At 63.7% G+C, this 20,283-nt stretch carries 16 protein-coding genes; 11 read left to right on the forward strand and 5 right to left on the reverse strand.

The features are described from left to right. Positions 1-158 precede the first annotated feature (158 nt). From ACIPO9_RS06300 to ACIPO9_RS06315, 4 genes are read right to left on the reverse strand one after another with little or no spacing between them, the layout of a single operon-like run. Positions 159-1,619, reverse strand: a complete 1,461-nt coding sequence (locus ACIPO9_RS06300; protein WP_400779430.1) for a 3-sulfolactaldehyde dehydrogenase — start codon at positions 1,617-1,619, stop codon at positions 159-161. 40 nt (positions 1,620-1,659) lie between these two features. Continuing rightward, on the reverse strand, positions 1,660-3,399 hold the full coding sequence (locus ACIPO9_RS06305) for a 6-deoxy-6-sulfo-D-gluconate dehydratase (protein WP_400779432.1): 1,740 nt from the start codon (positions 3,397-3,399) through the stop codon (positions 1,660-1,662). Between the two features lie 58 nt (positions 3,400-3,457). Then, positions 3,458-4,213, reverse strand: a complete 756-nt coding sequence (locus ACIPO9_RS06310) for a TSUP family transporter (protein WP_400779434.1) — start codon at positions 4,211-4,213, stop codon at positions 3,458-3,460. A 19-nt stretch (positions 4,214-4,232) separates the two neighbouring features. Further along, the gene (locus tag ACIPO9_RS06315) at positions 4,233-5,036 is read right to left on the reverse strand and encodes a 2-dehydro-3,6-dideoxy-6-sulfogluconate aldolase (protein WP_400779436.1); all 804 of its coding nucleotides are present in this window, start codon (positions 5,034-5,036) and stop codon (positions 4,233-4,235) included. 249 nt (positions 5,037-5,285) lie between these two features. Here ACIPO9_RS06315 and ACIPO9_RS06320 point away from each other — a divergent pair, with 249 nt between their 5' ends. Next, positions 5,286-6,266, forward strand: coding sequence for a helix-turn-helix domain-containing protein (locus ACIPO9_RS06320; protein WP_400779438.1), 981 nt, complete (start codon positions 5,286-5,288; stop codon positions 6,264-6,266). Positions 6,267-6,282: 16 nt separating this feature from the next. On the opposite strand, the gene ACIPO9_RS06325 is transcribed toward ACIPO9_RS06320, so the two are convergent. Further along, positions 6,283-8,199 carry a tyrosine-protein phosphatase gene (locus ACIPO9_RS06325; RefSeq protein ID WP_400779440.1) on the reverse strand — a complete coding sequence of 639 codons (1,917 nt, stop codon included), beginning with the start codon at positions 8,197-8,199 and terminating at the stop codon, positions 6,283-6,285. Between the two features lie 257 nt (positions 8,200-8,456). Here ACIPO9_RS06325 and ACIPO9_RS06330 point away from each other — a divergent pair, with 257 nt between their 5' ends. The 10 genes from ACIPO9_RS06330 to tauA all read left to right on the forward strand — a co-directional run bounded on the left by ACIPO9_RS06330 (position 8,457) and on the right by tauA (position 20,044). Beyond that, positions 8,457-8,975 (forward strand): DUF4142 domain-containing protein, encoded by a 519-nt coding sequence (locus ACIPO9_RS06330; protein WP_400606669.1) that lies wholly within the window; start codon positions 8,457-8,459, stop codon positions 8,973-8,975. A gap of 423 nt (positions 8,976-9,398) precedes the next feature. Next, positions 9,399-10,535: an acyl-CoA dehydrogenase family protein gene (locus ACIPO9_RS06335; RefSeq protein WP_400779442.1), complete on the forward strand. Its 1,137-nt coding sequence runs from the start codon at positions 9,399-9,401 to the stop codon at positions 10,533-10,535. Next, on the forward strand, positions 10,532-11,470 hold the full coding sequence (locus tag ACIPO9_RS06340; protein WP_400779443.1) for a D-isomer specific 2-hydroxyacid dehydrogenase family protein: 939 nt from the start codon (positions 10,532-10,534) through the stop codon (positions 11,468-11,470). Before ACIPO9_RS06335 ends, ACIPO9_RS06340 begins: the two co-directional genes overlap by 4 nt. Positions 11,471-11,489: 19 nt before the next feature. Continuing rightward, positions 11,490-12,284 carry a class II aldolase/adducin family protein gene (locus ACIPO9_RS06345; protein WP_274131056.1) on the forward strand — a complete coding sequence of 265 codons (795 nt, stop codon included), beginning with the start codon at positions 11,490-11,492 and terminating at the stop codon, positions 12,282-12,284. Positions 12,285-12,290: 6 nt separating this feature from the next. Further along, positions 12,291-13,919, forward strand: a complete 1,629-nt coding sequence (locus tag ACIPO9_RS06350; protein WP_400779445.1) for an ABC transporter substrate-binding protein — start codon at positions 12,291-12,293, stop codon at positions 13,917-13,919. After that, positions 13,916-14,866, forward strand: a complete 951-nt coding sequence (locus ACIPO9_RS06355; RefSeq protein ID WP_400779447.1) for an ABC transporter permease — start codon at positions 13,916-13,918, stop codon at positions 14,864-14,866. The genes ACIPO9_RS06350 and ACIPO9_RS06355 overlap by 4 nt, the downstream gene beginning before the upstream one ends. 3 nt (positions 14,867-14,869) lie before the next feature. After that, complete coding sequence (locus ACIPO9_RS06360; RefSeq protein WP_400779449.1) at positions 14,870-15,757, forward strand: ABC transporter permease; 888 nt, start codon at positions 14,870-14,872, stop codon at positions 15,755-15,757. Next, entirely contained in the window at positions 15,754-17,403 is a 1,650-nt protein-coding gene (locus ACIPO9_RS06365; RefSeq protein ID WP_400779450.1) for a dipeptide ABC transporter ATP-binding protein, read from the forward strand. Before ACIPO9_RS06360 ends, ACIPO9_RS06365 begins: the two co-directional genes overlap by 4 nt. A 283-nt stretch (positions 17,404-17,686) precedes the next feature. Further along, positions 17,687-18,874 (forward strand): MFS transporter, encoded by a 1,188-nt coding sequence (locus tag ACIPO9_RS06370; protein ID WP_400606652.1) that lies wholly within the window; start codon positions 17,687-17,689, stop codon positions 18,872-18,874. A 183-nt stretch (positions 18,875-19,057) separates the two neighbouring features. Beyond that, positions 19,058-20,044, forward strand: a complete 987-nt coding sequence (gene tauA / locus ACIPO9_RS06375) for a taurine ABC transporter substrate-binding protein (RefSeq protein WP_400779451.1) — start codon at positions 19,058-19,060, stop codon at positions 20,042-20,044. The last annotated feature ends 239 nt before the right edge of the window (positions 20,045-20,283 follow it).

Raw genomic sequence — 20,283 nt, forward strand, 5'->3', positions numbered from 1 at the left:
CGGGCTTGCCCGTGAAGGTGGTGGGTCAGTCACCCTCAATGTGTCAGGTCTGACGCCTTCGCGGGCAAGCCCGCTCCCACAGCTCCGGGTTAGACGAGGGTCACAGATCCGCCGCCAGACCGTAGCAGCACGGCTTGCCGGCGTCGGCGGTGGTGGGGTCAGCGATCTACGCCGCCAAGGCAGACGTATTTGGTTTCCAGGTAATCCTCGATGCCGTATTTCGAACCTTCGCGGCCCAGGCCCGATTGCTTGACCCCACCGAACGGTGCCATCTCGTTGGCAATGGCCGCCGTGTTGACGCCGACCATGCCGTATTCCAGCTCCTCGCTGACGCGCATCACCCGGCCGATATCCCGGGCGTAGAAGTAACTGGCCAGGCCGAACTCGGTGTCGTTGGCCTGCTGGATCACTTCCTCTTCGCTGCTGAAGCGGAACAGCGGCGCCAGCGGGCCGAAGGTTTCTTCCTGGGCGACTTTCATCTCGGCGGTCACACCGATCATCACCGTCGGCTCGAAGAAGCTGCCGCCCAGCGCATGCCGCTTGCCGCCGGTGACCAGCCGCGCACCTTTTTCCAGGGCGTCGCTGATGTGCTCCTCGACTTTGCGCACCGCCGCCTCGTCGATCATCGGGCCCTGGGTCACGCCCGGCTGGGTGCCGTCGCCCAGCAACAGTGAACGTGCTGCCGCAGCCAGTTTCTCTGCAAACAGGTCATAGATGCCGTCCTGCACGTAGATGCGGTTGGCGCAGACGCAGGTCTGGCCGGCGTTGCGGAACTTGGACAGCATCGCCCCCTCGACCGCCTGATCCAGGTCGGCATCGTCGAAGACAATGAACGGCGCGTTACCGCCCAACTCCATCGACACTTTCTTGACCGTCTCGGCGCATTGGCCGATCAGCAGGCGACCCACTGGCGTGGAACCGGTGAAGCTGAATTTGCGCACCAGTTGATGGCGGGTCAGCACGCTGCCGATCTGCGTCGCGCTGCCGGTGACCACGCTGAACACCCCGGCCGGAATGCCTGCGCGTTCAGCCAGCACGGCCAGGGCCAAGGCTGACAGAGGCGTCTGGCTCGCAGGGCGCAACACCATCGCACAGCCTGCCGCCAGGGCCGGCGCGACCTTGCGGGTGATCATCGCGTGGGGGAAGTTCCACGGCGTGATCGCTGCGGCCACGCCGATCGGCTCCTTGGTCACCAGGATGCGTTTGTCGGCCGAGGGCTGCGGGATGGTGTCGCCGTAGATGCGCTTGGCTTCCTCGGCGAACCACTGCACAAACGAGGTGCCATTGGCCAGTTCGCCCCGGGCCTCGGCCAGGGGCTTGCCCTGCTCGGCGGTGAGGATCTGCGCCAGGTCATCCAGGTTCTCCTGCATCAGCGCGTACCAGCGTTGCAGCAGTTCGGCACGCTCCTTGGCGGTCTTGCGTTTCCATTGCTTGAACGCCCTGTGCGCCGCGACCACCGCGCGTTCGGCTTCGGCTTCGCCCATTTGCGGCACGCTGGCGATGACCTCGCCGGTGGCCGGGTTGGTGACATCGAAGGTCTGGCCGTTGTCGGCACCGACCCACTTGCCGTCGATGTAGGCCTGTTGCCGGAACAACGATGAATCCTTGAGATGGATCATGAAAAGCGAACTCCCGTGAAGGTCAGAAAAATCGGCGGCATCAGTGAATCGGCGGCTCGGGCACCACTTCCCCGGCTTGCAGGAAGTCGAAGTCGCAGCCCTCGTTGGCCTGGGTCACATGCTGTTGATAGAGCGCGGCGAACGAACGCCCGTACTGGCGGTGGACCGGGACGTGTTCTGCGCGACGGCGAGCCAGTTCGTCATCACTGACGCGCATGTTCAGGGTGCCGGCGGCGATGTCCAGGTCGATGATGTCGCCGGTGCGCACCAGGCACAGCGGCCCGCCCACGGCGGCTTCCGGGGCCACATGCAGGACGCAGCTGCCGTAGTGGGTGCCGCTCATGCGCGAGTCGGAAATGCGCAGCATGTCGCGCACGCCAGCCTCCAGCAGCTTTTTCGGGATTGGCAGGTTGCCCCACTCCGGCATGCCCGGCGCGCCCACGGGGCCGGCGTTGCGCAGGACCAACACGGTGTCTGCGGTGATCTCCAGCGCCGGGTCGTCGATCATCCGGCTCAGGGTTTCGTGATCGTCGAACACCAGCGCGGGGCCTGAATGCTTGCGCAGGCTGGGGTTGGCGGCGGACGACTTCATCACCGCGCCATCGGGGCACAGGTTGCCGCGCAGCAAAGCGAGGGTGGAGCCCTGGTCCAGCCCGACCACCGGGTTGTCGAGGCTGCGAATGATGTCGCTGTCGTAGCACTTGGCGTCGGCCAGCAGGCTGTCCCAGGTCTGCCCGGTGGCACCGGCGCAATCCAGGGACAGGAACGGCGTGATTTCCCGCATCAGGGCGCGCAGGCCACCGGCGAAGTGGTAGTCCTCCATCAGCGCGTTGCCGGACGGGAACAGATTCAACAGCACCGGAATCTTCGCCGCCGTTTCAGCCAGTTGGTCCAGCGTCAGGTCGATGCCAGCGCGGCGGGCGACGGCGATCAGGTGAATCGCCGCGTTGGTCGAGCCGCCCATGGCCATGTACACCGCGACGCCATTGGCGAAGTGCGCCGGCGTCAACCAGGTGGACGGGCGACGATCACGCCACACCAGGTCGACGATGGTTTCGCCGCACTGAGAGGCCATGCGCGGGTGCGCGGCATCGGCGGCCGGAATGCTCGAAGCGCCTGGCAGCGTAAACCCGATGGCGTCGGCGATGCTGGTCATGGTGGACGCCGTGCCCACGGTGTTGCAGGTGCCGATGGAACGGGTCATCGCCCCTTCCAGCTCTTCCCAGGCCACGGTGTCGATCAGGCCCAGGCGGCGCTCGTCCCAATACTTCTTGGTGTGCGTCCCGGCGCCGGTTTTCACCCCGCGCCACTTGCCGTTGGACATCGGGCCTGCCGGGCAATAGAGGATCGGCAGATCCATGCTCAGGGCACCCATCAACAGCCCCGGGGTGGACTTGTCGCAACCGCCGAGCAAGACCGCGCCGTCGATGGGCAGCGAGCGCAGCAGTTCCTCGGCCTCCATCGCCAGCAGGTTGCGGTACAGCATGGTGGTGGGTTTTACCATCACCTCGCCCACCGATTGCACCGGCAGTTCCACCGGAAAGCCGCCCGCGGCCCACACGCCGCGCTTGACCGCTTCGGCGCGCTCACGCAGATGCGAATGGCAGGGCGACATTTCGCTCCAGGTGTTGAGGATGGCGATCACCGGCTTGCCCATGAACTCCTCGCGGCGCAACCCGATCTGTTGCAGGCGCTGGCGATGGGCGAACGCACGGATGGTGTCCGGGGCGAACCAACGCTGGCTGCGCAGCTCTTCCAGTTTCTTGATTTTTTCGGACATGAAGTTAGCTTCCACTGATTGATTCAAAAGGCTGTTTTCAACGGTTCGGGCGCAATGGCTAAAGGGCCAGCAACGCTTGCCCCACCAGGCTCGCGCCGGCCAGCAACAGCAAGGCGAATACACCGTACTTCAAGGTTTTCGGGGCGATGGCCGGCGGACGACGGCGCATGTACCAAGTCAGCGCGAACACCACCGGCACAGCTTCCAGCGCCAGGTAGCCCGATTGCAGGTCGAATCGCCCGGTGCTGGTCAGCAGGATCAGACGCATGAGCGCGTTGACGGCAAACACCACGATCAGGGTGTCGCGTATCACGTTGGTCGGCAGCGGCTGGCGGTAGAGTTGATAGACCAAGGGCGGCCCGGCACTGGAAAACAGCCCACCCATTACGCCGGACAACCCGGCGAAACAGGAAAAGCTGGTCCAGCCCGACAGACGCTGCAGATGGCGCGAGCGCACCACCAGCAGGAAACTGCACAGCACGATGGTCGAGCCCAGCAGCAGTTGGAGCAGATCGCGCTCATGGGTGCCGAGCAGCCCCAGCAATTCCACCCCGGCAGCCACGCCCAGCAGGCTGCACAGCAGAATCAGCGCCAGCAGTTTCGGCGCCAGGTCCGGGCGGCGGCGCAACATCACGAAGGCATTGACCAGGGTCAGCACCGAGCTGACGTTGGCCACGGTTTCAACCGGGGCCAGTTGCAACAGGCCGGTCAGCCCCAGCAGCAACAGGCCGAAGGCAAAGCCGGTGGTGTTCTGGGCGAAGGTCGCCACCGCGACGCAGAACAGAAAGCCCAGATGCGCGCTGACACTCATCATTGGTCGTCGGCCTGCCGGGTCAGTAAGGCGTCGCGACGGCTGTCGGGGCCTGATTGGCCTTGAGCGCCTTCAGGAATTCGTTGGCCTTGTTCATCATCATCGCCATGTCCGAGGCCACCGCGGCGAACGCATAGCCTTGTTCCAGATAGCTCTGCACCAGTTGCGGGGTGCCGCCGACGATGCCCATCGGCATGCCGATTTTCTTCGCCCGCACGATGGCGTCGCTGATCATCGCCTGAATCTCCGGGTGGCCCGGATTGCCGATGTGGCCGCACGCCGCCGAGAGATCGCCAGGGCCGAGGAACAGCGCGTCAACGCCTGGAACAGCGGCGATCTCTTCCAGATTGTTCAGTGCATTCGGGGTTTCGATCTGCAGGATGCAGGTCACGGCGTCGTTGGCTTCGTTGCCGTAGTTGGCCCAGGTGCCGTAGCGGCTGGCGCGGTGCACGGCGGCAAAACCACGAGTGCCGAATGGCGGGTATTTCACGGCGTTGACGGCGGCCCGGGCCTGCTCGGCGTTCTCCACGAACGGCACCATCACGTTGAACGAACCCAGGTCCAGCGCACGCTTGAGCAGCACCGGATCATTGGCAGCCAGGCGCACGATCGGCTGGGCGCCGGTGCATTGCACAGCCTGGAGCAGCTGCCACAGATCACGGTATTCAATCGGCACGTGCTCCATGTCCACCAGCAGCCAGTCGAACCCGGCATAGCCCAGCGCTTCGGCGGTGCTGGCCGAGGCAGACATCAGCCAGGTGCCAATCGGTGCCTTGGGGCCGCCCAGTTGGCTGGCGAACGTGGTGTGCAGTTTTCCTGCGGACATGGCGTGTCTCCTTGTTGTCTTTATAGGAACAGCGCCCGTTATGCTCTTGATGATTCGTGCAAATTCGCAGCGCTGCGAAATATGTCGAAAGCATATTGCAGAAATTATCGCAGCGCTACGATTTTTTCATGAAGCAGGGTTGAGTTCTTCTCGGCAGCTCGACTTTGTACACATGTAACAATCACGTCACACAGGATTGCTAGCGTGCCATCGCCCTCGGGCTGCCCTCCACTTTGGTACAGACAGACAATGACCTCTGCCGCGCTGCGCCAGCAAATCGTGATCCGCTCCGATGACATGAACTCCGATGATTTCGGCGCGTTGTTCACCCATGCGTTCGGCAACCTGTATTCCCATTTCCCCACCCCGCAGATGCCGATTCGCATATCCGGCGTGTACGGCCGCTATGAGGGCACGAGCTTCAGGCAGATGAGTTACGGCGGTGACTTCGCCTTCGAAACACCGGACATGGACGACGAGATCAGCTTCATTCTGCCCACGGCGGGCCAGGTGATCGTCGACCTTGCGGACCAAGCCATTGGCAACACTTCAGTGGGCCTCGCGGTGGAGAAATGCGAGATGCGCTCGGTGAGAATGGTCGAGGGGCACAGCCAGTACGGCTTTTCCGTGCGTCGGGGGCTGTTTGTCGAGCGTCTGGCCTTGCTGGTGGGCAAGCCTGCGGTTAAACCGCTCAGATTTCAGTGCAGTGTCGATCTGCACGACGCCGCCTTCGACGGGCTCAAGGCGCTGGTGAAATTTGCCACCAGCGTCGAGGCCGACTCGCTAATCAACGCTCGCGGCCTGATGCCTGAGCGCCTTCAGGAAATGCTCATCGATGCGGTGCTTCAGGTATGGCCACACTCCTACAGCGAGGCGCTGCACCGCCCTGCCCCGGGCCTTGCACCCCGGCACGTGAAACTGGCCATGGATTATCTTCGGCAACACCCGCAGTCCATGGTCAGCGGCACGCAGCTCGCGGCTCTGAGCCATGTCAGCCTTCGCGCCCTGCAAGAGGGTTTTCGCCGTTTTGCTGGCACCTCCATCGTGGAATACCAGCGTCAGGTGCGCCTTGAGCACGCCTGGCGGTTGCTGCAAGGCGAGCCGTGTTCCTCGGTGCGTGAGGTGGCCTTGAGTCTCGGCTTTTCCAATGCCGGCCGCTTCAGCCAGTACTTTCAAAGCGCCTACGGCGTGAAGCCCCAGGACGTGAAGCTGGGGCTGCACCGACGTTGACGCTACAAGCGGCGCCTTAGAATTGATAACTGGCCTTGAGGCTGCCGCTGAAACCGTGGCTGTCGCCGCCTCCGATCGCCCCGGCCTCGGCACCGATGCTGAACGCGCCCAGGGTCGCCATCATGTTCACCGCGCCATTGAACTGGTCGCGGCTGGCGTAGGCCGCCTGCTGCTGGACGCTCAGCCCCAGCAGGCCTGCATCGCTCTCGGTCTTGTGGTCACCCAGTACGTGTTCGTAGCCCAGCTCGACCCCAGGCACCAGTTGCCAGCCGCCACTCTGGCCGATGGGTGCGAAGGTCGCCTTGACGTTGCCAAACGCGCTGCGCCGGGTCTGTTGTGTGCCATCGACCTGCAATGCCAGTTCGCTGCCCTTCTCCTGAAACCCTGAAAGGTCCAGGCGCGTGGCGCGCACGCCCAGGCTCGGTTCCAGGGTGATGCTGTTCATCGGCAGGCGGTAACCCAGGGCCAGTCCTGCGCTGGCCAGGTTGCCGTGGGTTTCGCCCTTGGCATCCCCCAGGCCGCCACCGATCTCACGCTTGCTGTGATAGTCCACGTACCCGGCGCTGAGGTCCGCCGCCAGGAACAGCCCGCGTTCCAGCCCGTCCGGTGCGAAACGCCCGCCGAGGGTGCCCAGGGTCAGGTCGGTGTCCACTTCGCCTCCCGCACCGCCGACAGTGCCCCGGCTGTAGCCAAAGGCGGCATAGCCGCTCAACTGCTCGGAGAAGCGCTGGCTGATGCCGAACAGCGTGCCTTGAGTGTGCTCGTTGCTGCTGGCAGCGCGGCTAGAACCGTCGGTCCCCAGATAGCCTGCAAGGCCAGTGGCCCATACCCGGCTCTGCCCTTCTTTCAGCCCCACGCCGCTGGTGTAGGCGGCCGTGGCCTGGCCCACCACGCCGGGTTGGCGCAACAGGTAGCTGGCGGCATCGGCATGCACCTGGCCCCCGACGGTGGACTGCACGCCACCCAGGCTCCCGGCGTCCAGCGCCGATTGCAGGTAGAAGTTGTAGGCGCTGTAGTTTCCCGAGAGGCTGCTGTTCTGCAACTGCTGCAGCAAACGGGCGCCGGCGGCATCGTTGCCCAGAAACTCGGCCTGTCCGGGAAGGCTGTTGTAATAGACCATCTTGGCCCGCAGCACGTAGATGGTTTCCTGAGACAGCCCGAGGCCCTGCTTGAGGTAGTTGTCCATGGAGCCGTATTCGGCGGTCACTTCATCGAGGCCGGCTTGCAGGTAGCTGGCATCGACAGTGAGCAACGGTCCGTAGATCGCCGCCATGCTCGCAGGCATCGCGGCCAGTGTCGCGGCGATTCGCGCAGCGGTGTACTGGTTGGTCGCCAGGTAGTCGCTCATGATGGTGCCGCTGTCCACTCCGGCGATGCTCAACAGCACGGCGGCGGTCCAGCCGGTGCGGTCCTTGCCGGCGGTGCAGTGGAACAACGCCGCGCCGTCGACACCCGCCAGGTCGTTGAACAGCACCGAGAACTGGCTGCGCATGCCGGAGTCGCTGACAAAGCTGCGGTTGGCCTGCTGCATCATGGCCACCGCCTCCGCCGCGCTGCTGACTGAGATATTGGTGGCATTCGCCCCCGACACGCCGCTGCCGATGATGTCGATGTTGGTGTAAGTGGCGCCGGCTGGCAGCGTGTCGGGCGTCGCGGCGATCTCGCTGGCGGTGCGCAGATCGTACACCGCGCTGATGCCCAGGCCGTTGAGGGTGGCAAGGTCGGAAGCTGTCGGTGTCAGCGCGTTGGAGCGGTAGAACACACCGGCGCGCATGGTCCCGTCCAATGCGGTGCTGTAGGCCGTGGTGGTGCCTGCGACATCACGGAAATTGTCCATGCCGGCCAGGCGTGGCGTATCCAGAGTGTCGGCGGCGTGGGCAGCGCTGATGGAAAGGGTCAGGACAGAGAGCGTCGGCAAGATGCGGGGAAACACTGTGTAGCCTCCTTGAATACAGGTTGGGCTGGCTACTATCTGCGTCTGTCGGGACCTGATTGTGACAAAACGATGCAGGCGGAAATTGGCTGCGCGATCGGTCTTTTTCTTGCGTGTTTTGTCTGGAGTTCGTGGGTCGGTGCCACGGGCGCCGACGCCGGACAGCTGAAAGGCTGAACGTTCGGCCTTGCAGGCCAGTCGACTCATTACGATGTCCCTGAAGGACAGCGCCCCTCAAACAAGAAGGAAGATTCGACATGGCCAGGTACTTACAGATCAGCGCGCTGACACTCGCCCTCGCATTCGGTTGCCAAGGCGCATTTGCCGCCCAGGATCCCGATGGCTTCGTGGACGATGCGTCCGCCAAGGGCGTCGCCGAAATCGAAGCCGGGAAGCTCGCTCAGGAAAAAGCGGTCAGCGCAGACGTGAAAGCCTTTGCGCAGATGATGGTCACCGATCACACCGCTGCCAACGAGAAACTGAAAACCATTGCCCAGGCGCAGAAGCTTGAGGTGTCCAGTTATCCGGAGGTCATGGACAAGATCAAGACCATGATTCTGGAGCTGCGCAGCGCCAAGTCGTTCGATCAGGCGTACGCCAACAATCAGGTCAAGGCCCATGAAGCGGCGGTTGCGCTATTCGAGAAGGAAGCCGCTGATGGCAAGGATCCGCAGTTGAAAGCGTTCGCCGCCCAGACCCTGCCCAAGCTCAAGGAGCACCTGGCCCATGCGCAGAAACTGGCGGCGGCCCATGGTGGTGATGTGGCCGGCCAGTAGTTGTGTGGCGGATTCAAGGACGCCCCCGCCGGCAAGCCGTGCTGCTACGGGGTCAAGTGGTCGAACGTAGATCGCCTGAGCACCGCAGACCTACGTAGCAGCACGGCTTGCCGGCGGGAGCGATCTTGAGGCCGCCTCGCCGGCAAGCCGGACTGCTACGGGGTCAAGTGTCCGGGCGCAATCACCAGAACACCGCCGAATTACGTAGCAGTCCGGCTTGCCGGCGTCAGCGGCTTGAGGGTGCCACACACATCAAAATATCCACGAACAGCATAATAAACCCTAGCTAAATGCAATTTATAAATATTAGCTTATAGCCAACAGGCCTTTTACACCGCTCATCCATACGAATAAGTTCTGATCACGTTCGACGTCGCCTCACCGACCGAACCTGTTCAAACCGATTTCCAAGGATGACGCCCCATGAGCCACCCACCTTCCGATGGCACCCTGGCCGAGTTGACCCAGGCACTGGCTGCCAGCGCCGAGCGCTCGGACCGCAGCGGTGCGTTCCCCACCGACAATTTCAAACTGCTGCACCGCCACGGCCTGCTGGCCCTGACCGTGCCCACACATCTGGGCGGCGGTGGTGCGGATCTCGATACCGCGCGCCGTGTGATCGCCGCCGTCGGCAAGGGTTGTCCTTCCACCGCGCTGATCCTGGTCATGCAGTACCTGCAGCACGGCCGCCTGCACAAGGACCCGCGCTGGCCTGAACACTTGCGCATTCAGGTAGCCCGCGACGCTGTAGAACACGGCGCGCTGTTCAACACTTTCCGCGTCGAGCCGGAACTGGGCTCGCCTTCCCGAGGCGGTCTTCCGGCCACCGTCGCGCGGCGAACGCCTGAGGGCTGGCGCCTGTCGGGGAGCAAGATCTACTCCACCGGCAGCGTCGGCCTGACCTGGTATCTGGTCTGGGCCCGCAGCGATGATCCGGACCCCTTGGTCGGCGGCTATCTGGTGCACAAAAACACGCCGGGCGTGCGCATTGTCGAGGATTGGGACCATCTGGGCATGCGTGCCACTTGCAGTCATCGGGTGGATTTCGAGGACGCGCTGATCCCGCTCGATCACGCAGTCAGCGCAAGCCCCGCCAGCGAACCTGCGCCTGCGCTGGACGACGAAGGCCTGCTGTGGATGGCCGTCTTGCTGTCGGCCCTGTACGACGGCGTGGCCCGGGCGGCACGGGACTGGTGGGTGTCCTTCCTGCAGACCCGCATCCCCTCCAACCTGGGCACAGCGCTGGCCAGCCTGCCGCGTTTTCAAGGGGTGACTGGCGAAATCGACACCCTGCTGTTCACCAACAAGAGCGTGCTGGATGCCGCAGTCCTGGGCCATACCGACCCTGCGGCAGCCCCGCAGATCAAACAGGCGGTCTGTGCCAACGCCATCCGCGCCGTGGAACTGGCGATCGCCGCTGCGGGCAATCCCGGCCTGTCCCGGCACAACCCTCTGGAACGCCATTACCGCGACGTGCTGTGCAGTCGCATTCATACCCCGCAGGACGATGTGGTCTTCGCCCAGGTCGGCCGCAACGCTTTGCTTCAGGAGACTGCATGAGCACTTCGATTATCGCCAGCCAACTGGACGCCGCCGCCAATGCCTACCTGCGCAGCCGCCTGCCGCAGCATGAGGTGATCGATCTTGCGCCGGGCTCTCTTGAAGTGCCCGCCCAGGCCGATGTGCTGCTCATCCGGCCGATCAACGTGAAAGAAATCCTCACCGCGCCAGTGGGCTGGCCCTGGTCCCTGCGCTGGGTGCAGTTGTCGTCATCCGGGATCGACTTCTTTCCCCACTGGCTGTTTCAAGGTGTGCCGGTGACCAGCGGCAAGGGCTCGAATGCCGACCAGGTGGCCGAGTTCGCCCTGGCGCTGATATTCGCGGCCGCCAAGCAACTGCCGGGGTTGTGGGTCAAGGACGCCCACTGGCAACTCACGCCGTTGGCGCCTGTGAGTGGCAGGACGCTGGGCATCGTCGGCTTCGGCCATATCGGCCAGAGTCTGGCACGCAAGGCCGCGGCGCTGGGCATGCGGGTGCTGGCGGTCGGCAGGCCCGGACAGGCCATCGAGCCGGTGGCGGGTGTCGAGCAGGCGCAGTCGCTCGAGCAGTTGTTCGCGCAATCCGATCACGTGGTGCTCGCTGCGCCGTTGACGGCAGGCACTCGCGGGATGATCGGCCACGCCGAGCTGGCCCATGCAAAACTCGGCTTGCACCTGGTCAACATCGCCCGTGGCGGCCTGCTGGATCACGAGGCGCTGCTGGACGCACTGGACGCCGGAACCCTGGGCCGCGCCAGCCTGGACGTCACCGATCCCGAACCCCTGCCCGCCGGTCACCCGTTGTACAGCCATCCCCGGGTATTCATTTCGCCACACACCTCGGCCATTTCCGAAGAAGGCCCCCAGGGGCTTCTGGACCGCTTCATCGACAACTTCACCCGCTATCGCGCCCAGCTGCCGTTGAGCAATCTGGTCGACGTGCAGCGCGGTTACTGACTTTTTCAGGAGAACACCCATGAGTTCCGTATCTGTTTTGAACGCCAGCCAGAACACCGTCCGCCAACGTGTCAGCCCCGAGGAATGGGAAGTACGCGTCAAGCTCGCCGCCGCTTACCGGCTGGCCGCGCTGTTTCGCTGGACCGACCATATCTACACCCACTTTTCGGCGCGGGTGCCGGGGCCAGACGAGCACTTCCTGATCAACGCCTTCGGCTTGCTGTTCGATGAGATCACCGCTTCCAACCTGGTGAAAGTGGACGTTGACGGCACCATCATCGACGACCCGCTGGGGCTTGGCATCAACCAGGCCGGCTACGTCATCCATAGCGCGATTCACCGCGCACGCCCCGACCTTCACGCCGTGCTGCACACCCACACCCGCGATGGGGCGGCGGTGTCGGCCCAGCGTGAGGGCCTTCTGCCCATCTCCCAGCATGCGCTGGGCTTCTACAGCCGGGTGGTTTATCACAGCTATGAAGGCGTGGCGCTGGATCTGGACGAGCAATCGCGGCTGGTGGCGAATCTGGGCGACAGCAACATCCTGATCCTGCGCAACCATGGTCTGCTGACCGGTGGCATCAGCGTGGAGCACGCCTTTCGCGAACTGCACGGCCTGGAGCGCGCCTGCAACATCCAGATCGCGGCACAGGCCGGCGGCAATGACGCCCTGCAGCATGCCTCGCCGGCGGCCATCGCCAAGGTCCATGAGCAGTCAAAACGCTATTCCGATGGCAAGGGCGAAGGCATTCAACGCCACTGGGATGCGTTGATCCGCCAGCTCAATCGTGAAGGTCTGGACTATCAGGAGTAAGCCACCATGAATGCACCGCGAATTACCCGGGCGCTGCTGGCTTCGTGCGCCCTGGCGCTGGGCCTGGCCGCGTGCTCGGCTTCCAATGAACAGACCACCGGCAAGACCCTGAACATCACCTTCTTTGGCGACAACACCACGCTGGTGAGTGTCGATCCGTTCCAGGTGTACTGGCTGGAGCATCGCGTCCTGCTGCGCAACGTCGCCGAGTCCCTGACCGACCAGGACCCAACCAGCGGCAAGATCATCCCCTGGCTGGCAAGTAGCTGGGAGGTCAGTGACGACGCCCTCGGCTACACCTTCCACCTGCGCAAGGACGTCACTTTCAGCAATGGCGAACGCTTCGATGCACAGGCAGTGAAGACCGCATTCGACAGCAACAGGGCATTTGCAAGGGAGCTGCCAGCGACCTTCGGCGCGACCTATCTGGCCGGTTACGACCATGCCGAGGTCATCGATGATTTCACCGTGCGCCTGGTGCTGTCGCGTCCGAACGCAGGCTTTCTCCAGGCCACCTCTACCACCAACCTGGCGATTCTGGCCCCGGCGTCGTACAAGCTGACCGCCAAGGAGCGTTCGCTGGGCAAGATCATTGGCACCGGGCCCTTCACCCTCGATCACTACACCCCTGAAGTCGGCGCACGGCTGGTCAAGCGTGCCGATTACGCCTGGGCCTCGGCCAACGTGAAAAACAAGGGCGCTGCCCACGTCGATGTGGTGGACATCAGCTATGTGCCCGAAGAAAGCGTGCGCAATGGCCTGTTCCTGCAAGGCAAGACCGACATCCTCTGGCCGCGCAATCCGTTTTCCGAAGTGGACTCCAGGCTGTTCCAGTCCAAGGGCGCCACGCTGCAAAGCCGCTCCTTGCCAGGCCCTGCGTTGAACCTGTACCCCAACACGCGCAATGCGCGGGTGCTGGCCGATCGGCAGGTGCGTCTGGCGTTGCAGAAGTCCATCGACCGGGTGTCCTACGCGCACACCATCTATAACGCCGACTTCCCGGTGGTGAGCGGGATTTACGACGTCACCACGCCGTATTTCAAGGCGCAAACCGACAAGCTGGCCTATGACCCCCAGGGCGCCGAAACCCTGCTGGACCAGGCAGGCTGGCGGAAGCAGGCCGACGGCTATCGCTACAAGGACGGCAAGCGCCTGAGCATCCGCTACAACCTGACGCCCGCCGAAACCGCTGGCGACGTGTTGATTCAGGATCAACTGCGCAAGGTAGGCATCGAGCTCAAGATCAACGTGCTGACTCGCGCCGAATGGGTGGCCGGCAATTCCCAAGGCAACTACGACCTGACCTCCACCTACATGACCCGCGCCGATCCGATCATCCTGCAGACCATCCTCGATCCGCGCTCGGCCAACAGCGCGACCCTGGCCACCAATACCTACGAGCCCCACACCCTGGAGACCGCCCAGGCGCTGTTCGATGCCGGCATTACCGCGACACAGAGCGCCCAGCGCGAGCAGGCCTACGGTAAATTGCAGGACCTGCTGGCCGACGAAGCCTCGGCGTTCCCGATCTATGAGCGGGTCTGGCAGGCGGCAACATCGCCCAGGGTCAAGGACTTCCGCTGGACCGCCGAGGGCTTTGCCTTCCTCAGCGACATCGAGGTCGGCAAACCATGACCGGCTACCTGATTCGCCGTGTGGGCCAGGCGCTGCTGGTGTTATGGGGCGCCTACACCGTGACCTATTTCATCCTGTACCTGCTGCCCGGCGACACCCTGTCGATCATGCTCAGCGCATCGGGCATGGAAGCCGATGCCTTGTCGCCTGCGGACCTGGCCAAGGCGCGGGCCTACTACGGGCTGGACAAGGGCCTGATCGCGCAGTATTTCGATCTGCTCGGCCGGGCGCTGCACGGCGATCTGGGGCAGTCGCTGTCGTTGAATCGCCCGGTTGTGGATCTGCTCGCCGAGCGCCTGCCGCAAACCCTCTCGCTGGCCGGGTTGGCCATCGTCCTGTCGCTGGTGGGCGGCGTGGGGCTGGCCTACCTGACGGCCTACGTGCAATGGCGGCCATTGAAGGTGGCGCTGACCCGGGTGCCCTCATTCGGGTTTTCGATCCCGGTGTTCTGGATGGGGCTGCTGCTGATTCAGGTGTTCGCCTTTGGCCTTGGCTGGTTTCCAGCCACCGGCAGCAAGGGCTTCGAAAGCCTGGTGCTGCCGGCGATCACCCTGGCGATTCCCAGTGCTGCCGTTTACGCGCAAGTGCTGCAACGGGGTTTTCAAAGCGTCTGGCAGGAGCCGTACATCCAGACCGCCTTTGCCAAGGGCCTCAGCCGGGCCCAGGTGCAGGCCCGTCACGGCTTGCGCAACGCGGCACTGCCGATTCTGACGCTGGTGGGCCTGCAAGTCGGCAACACCGTCTCGGGCGCGGTGCTGGTCGAGACCATCTTCTCGCGTAACGGCGTGGGCCGCCTGGCTCAGGAAGCTGTGCTGCGTCAGGACATCCCGGTGGTGCTGGCGATTGTCGCGGTGTCGGCGACGGCGTTTGTGGTCATCAACCTGATCGTCGATCTGCTGTACCCCTGGCTCGATCCGCGTATCACTCATTCACCCAAGGTGGCCTGAATCATGGCGACGGATATCCCTTCTTTCTCAGGCGCTGCGCCGGTGACCTGGCGGCGGCGTTCGCGCCTGCGCCGCGCGCTGGATGCCTGGACACCCCTGTTGCGCAAACCGGGTTTCAGCCTGGCGCTATTCGTGGTGCTGTTCGCATTGACGGCAGCCCTTGTGCCTCACTGGCTCAGTGGCTTTGATCCGTATGCCACCTCCCCCCGTGAAAAACTCCTGGGACCGAGCACGCTGCACTGGTTCGGCACCGATGAACTGGGGCGCGATCTGTATACCCGCGTGATCTACGGTTCCAGCCTGTCGGTGCAAGCCGCGCTGCTCGCCGTGGGCATCGCCCTGAGCGGCGGGCTTGGGCTGGGTGTGCTGGCAGGTTTCGCTGGCGGGCGTCTCGACGCGCTGATCATGCGCGTCATCGATGTGAAACTCGCCCTGCCCGGCCTGCTGCTGGCGCTGGCCATTGTCACCGCGATTGGCTTCGGCACGGTCCCGGTCGCCATCGCGGTGGGCGTCGGCATCGTTCCAGGTTTCGCCCGCACCACCCGCGCCGAAGTATTGCGCATCAAGACGCTGCCCTACGTAGAAGCGGCGCGCCTGGGCGGTGCCAGTTGGCGGCGCACCCTGCTGCGCCATGTGTTGCCCAACGCCTGGAGCCCGGTGGCGGTGCTGGCAACACTGGACTTCGGCGCCGCCATTCTCTCCACCGCAGGCTTGAGCTTCCTGGGCTTTGGCGCCGCGCCTCCGGCGGCCGAATGGGGAACGCTTATCGCCAATGGTCGGCACTTTCTGGTGACCGCGCCCTGGGTTTCATTGCTGCCCGGCGCATTTGTCGTCGCCGTGGTGTTCAGCCTCAACCATATCGCCCGCACATTCGAGGAGCATCAGCGATGAGCCAGTCCCATTTGCTGGATGTGCGCGATCTGTCCGTCAGCTATCGCTCCAAGGGCCTGGTCACTCAGGCGGTAAAAGGCCTGTCCTTTACCTTGCAGCGCGGTGAAACCGTGGCCATCGTCGGGGAATCAGGGTCGGGCAAATCGACCCTCGCCAACGCCCTGCTCGGGTTGTTGCCGGTGGCTGCCTCTATCGATCAGGGCGAACTGCGGGTCGGCGATGTTGAGATGCGCCACGCCAGTGAACGCCAGAAACGCCTGATTCGCGGGCGCACCATCGGGCTGGTGCCGCAGGACCCGATGGTCAGCCTCAACCCGACTCTGCGCGTCGGCCAGCAGATCGGCGAGGCGCTGAAGCTGGCCAACGGACGGGGTTATCGCAGTGCCGATGCCGATGTCGTGGAATTGTTGGGGCTGGTGGGGCTGGACAACCCGGTACTGAGCGCCCGGCAGTATCCCCATGAACTGTCAGGCGGTATGCGTCAACGGGTATTGATTGCCATTGCCATGGCCGGCAACCCTCAGCTCATCATCGCGGACGAGCCCACCAGCGCGCTGGATGTGACGGTGCAGCGCAAGATCCTCGACCATCTGCAACGCCTGGTGGCCGAACGCGGGATTTCCCTGCTGATTATCACCCACGACCTGGGCGTCGCCACGGACCGCGCCGACCGCTTGTTGGTGATGAAACAGGGCGAGTTGGTGGAGCAAGGCACGCCACGGCAGATCCTCGATACGCCGCAACATCCATACACCCGGGCGCTGCTGGCGGCCGCCCCTGCGTTTTCGACGACCACGCTGCGCCGCTTTGCCCCGAAGTCCGCACGGCCGATTCTGAGTCTGCAAGGCGTGGGCAAAACATTTGAACTGCCTGGTCTAAAAGGCCGGGACCGCCAGTTTGCGGCCCTTGAGGGGCTGAGCTTTGACCTGTCTGCGGGCCAGACCCTGGCGATTGTCGGCGAGTCCGGTTCGGGGAAGAGCACGACGCTGCGTATCGCCCTCGGGCTGGAACAGCCGACCCGAGGCCGGGTGTTGTTCGAAGGTCAGGATGTCACAGGGTTGAGTTGGAAAGCCTTTAGGCCTCTGCGCCGGCGGATACAGCTGGTGCAGCAGAATCCGTTTTCGGCCCTGGATCCACGGTTTACGGTGTTCGATTGCATTGTCGAGCCGCTGGTGTCGTTTGGGTTGTTGAAGGGCGCAGCGCTCGAACAGGCCGCAGTCGAGCTGATAGGCCGAGTGCAGTTGCCGGTGCACTTTCTTGATCGCCTGCCCCATGAACTCTCGGGCGGACAGCGTCAGCGCGTGGCGATTGCCCGGGCATTGGCGTTGAATCCGGATGTGCTGCTGCTCGATGAGCCTGTGAGTGCGCTGGATGTGTCGGTGCAGGCGCAGATTCTGGACCTGCTGGATGAGTTGCAGCGCGAGTCGAATATTGCCTATGTCCTGGTTTCCCACGACCTGGCGGTGGTGGCGCGGATGGCCGATCAGGTTTTAGTGTTGCGTCAGGGCCGGGTCGTCGAGCAGGGAGCGCTCAGGCAGGTGTTCGAGCGGCCGACCAGTGAGTACACCCGCGAGTTGCTGGCGGCGATACCTGGGGTGGGTGGACGAGGGACAACGCCGGCTCAGGTGCTGAAGGTCGCCGTTTAAGCCTACGCCACCGAACCGTAGCAGCACGGCTTGCCGGCGGGGGCGTCCGCAAGATCGCTCCCGCGGGCAAGCCCGGCTGCTACGGGATTTGTGGCGTTCGGGGGATTTGCGTACACCCAAGGCCCCGTAGCAGTCCGGCTTGCCGGCGGGGACTCCCTCAGATCGCTCCCGCCGGCAAGCCGGACTGCTACGTCGGAAATCGTCTGACCGTTGTCCTAGACGCTTGCGCCATCCGTTGGTTAGCATGGTGGGTTCTCTATGAAACCCTTGAACGGAGCGACGCATGTCCATCCAACAAACGCCCGGGCATGTGTTGCCGGGGCGCGCCGCAGCGAAAATGGAAGCGGCGATGGCAGTGGGAAGCTTTGCCATCGGTACCGGCGAATTCGCCATCATGGGCCTGATGCCCGACATCGCCAATAACCTGCACCTGACCGAACCCCAGGTCGGCCATGCCATCAGCGCCTACGCGCTGGGCGTGATGGTCGGTGCGCCACTGCTGGCCATCCTCGGCGCCAAGTTGCTGCGCAAGAACATGCTGATGCTGCTGATGGTGCTCTACGCGCTGGGCAACATTGCCACCGCGTTCACCCCCTCCTTCGCCTCACTGGTGGCGTTCCGTTTCATCAGCGGCCTGCCCCACGGCGCCTATTTCGGCATCGCAGCGGTGGTCGCCTCCAGCATGGTGCCGTCCAACCAGCGCGCCGGGGCTGTGGCACGGGTGATGATGGGGCTGACACTGGCGATGCTGCTGGGTAACCCCATCGCCACCTTCCTGGGGCAGTTCATGGGCTGGCGCTCGGCGTTCGGCCTGGTGGGCGTGATCGCCGTCACCACCATCGCCCTGATCTGGCACCTGGTGCCTGACCGCCACGACGAGCCGCGCAGCGATCCCCGCAAGGAGCTGCGTGCGTTCACCAAGCCTCAGGTGTGGATGGCGCTGGGTATCAGTTCGGTGGGTTTCTCCGGGATGTTCTGCGTGTTCAGTTACCTGGCGCCCACCATGCTGGAAGTCACCCGCGTGACCCCGCAGTGGATTCCGTTCGGGCTGGCGGCGTTTGGCGTGGGCGGCATCATCGGCAACATCGTGGGCGGCAAGCTGTTCGACCGCATGCAGTTCCGCGCGGTCGGCGTATTGCTGGTGTGGTCGATGGCCGTGCTGCTGTTCTTCCCGTTGGCGGCAAGTTCGCTTCCGGGCGTGCTGCTGGGGATCGGTCTGGTCGGCACCATGGTTGCGCTGGCAGCGCCATTGCAGATTCGCCTGATGGACATCGCCCATGAAGCGCCAAGCCTTGCGGCGGCGTCCAACCATGCGGCATTCAACCTGGCCAACGCGCTGGGCCCGCTGTTTGGCGGCATCGCCATCAGCGCGGGCCTGGGCTGGACCAGCACCGGGTACATCGGGGCAGCCACCGCCTTGGCGGGCCTGGGTATCTACCTGATCGCTCGACGCATGAAAGGCGGCGACTGACTTCCCTCCTCCGCAAGCCGGTGTCGGGCCACTCCAGCCGCCCGCACCGGCAACCTGCGGGCTGATTTCAAAGCCTAAGCTAATTCCCAAACGGTATTTAAATCTAATTTAATAGAACCTTATGCTTGGTTTCAGGTCGCGAATCAACCTCGAATTCGCGCTGAACCCAAGGCATCTACAGAAATGACGATCAAGCACTGGACGGCAAAAGCAACATTGGCGCTGGGTGTGTTCACACTGTCGGTGGCGGCCCACGCCGCTGACCTGACCATCGGTTACATTACCGGGATCGACCCGGTCAAACGCGCCATAGCCGATGGCGAATATGAGAAGGCGATCGGTCAGAAAATCAACTGGCGTCAATTCGAAGCGGGCCCGGCGGTGGTTGCTGCGATGGCCTCGGGCGACGTGCAGATCGGCAATCTCGGTTCCAGCCCGCTGGCGGCCGCCACCTCGAAAAACCTGCCACTGGTGGCGTTTATCGTGACCTCGCAGATCCAGAGTTCAGAAGCGCTGGTGGTGCGCAATGGCAGCGGGATCAACAAGCCTGAAGACCTGATCGGCAAGAAAATCGCCGTGCCGTTCGTGTCCACCTCCCACTACAGCCTGTTGGGCGCACTCAAGCACTGGAACATCGATCAGAAGCAGGTCACCATTCTCAATCTGACGCCGCTGCAGATCACCGCCGCCTGGAAACGCGGCGATATCGACGGCGCGTTTACCTGGTCCCCGGCCCTGGGGGAAATTCGCAAGACCGGCAAGATCCTCACCGACGCAGGCCAGGTCTCCCAATGGGGCTCGCCAACGTTCGAAGTGTGGGTGGCGCGCAAGGATTTCGCCGAGAAACACCCTGAGGTCGTCGCCAGCTTTGCCAAGGTCAGCCTGGCTGCGATTGCCGATTACACGGCGCACAAATCGCAATGGACGGTGGATTCGGAACCGGTCAAGACCATCGCCCGCTTCACCGGCTCCAACGCTGCGGATGTGCCGGAACTACTCGACGGCTCGCACTTCCCTACCGCAGCCGAACAGCAATCCCCTGCGCTGCTGGGCGGTGGCACGGTCGCGGACATTGCGAAAACGGCTGAGTTCTTGAAGGATCAGGGCAAGATCGAGAAAGTGCTGCCTGACTATTCCTTGTTTGCCACTGACAGGTTCATCAAGGAATAGACCGGTTGGTCTGATTCCAGGATTTCCCTGTAATCCTGGCGGTGGACTGTAGGAGCGCGCTTGCCCGCGACAGCGTCAGGCCAGTCACCTCATTGGTGAATGACAGACCGCTGTCGCGGGCAAGCGCGCTCCTACGGGATTGGCGTAACCGCGCCCTTGAGAACAACCCCAAATCCGTAGCAGCACGGCTTGCCGGCGGGGGCGTTCTCATATGCGCCGCCGCATATGGATCAAACGCA

It is taken from the genome of Pseudomonas sp. NPDC090203, from assembly GCF_044746765.1.
Taxonomy (GTDB): Bacteria; Pseudomonadota; Gammaproteobacteria; order Pseudomonadales; family Pseudomonadaceae; genus Aquipseudomonas; species Aquipseudomonas putida_AD.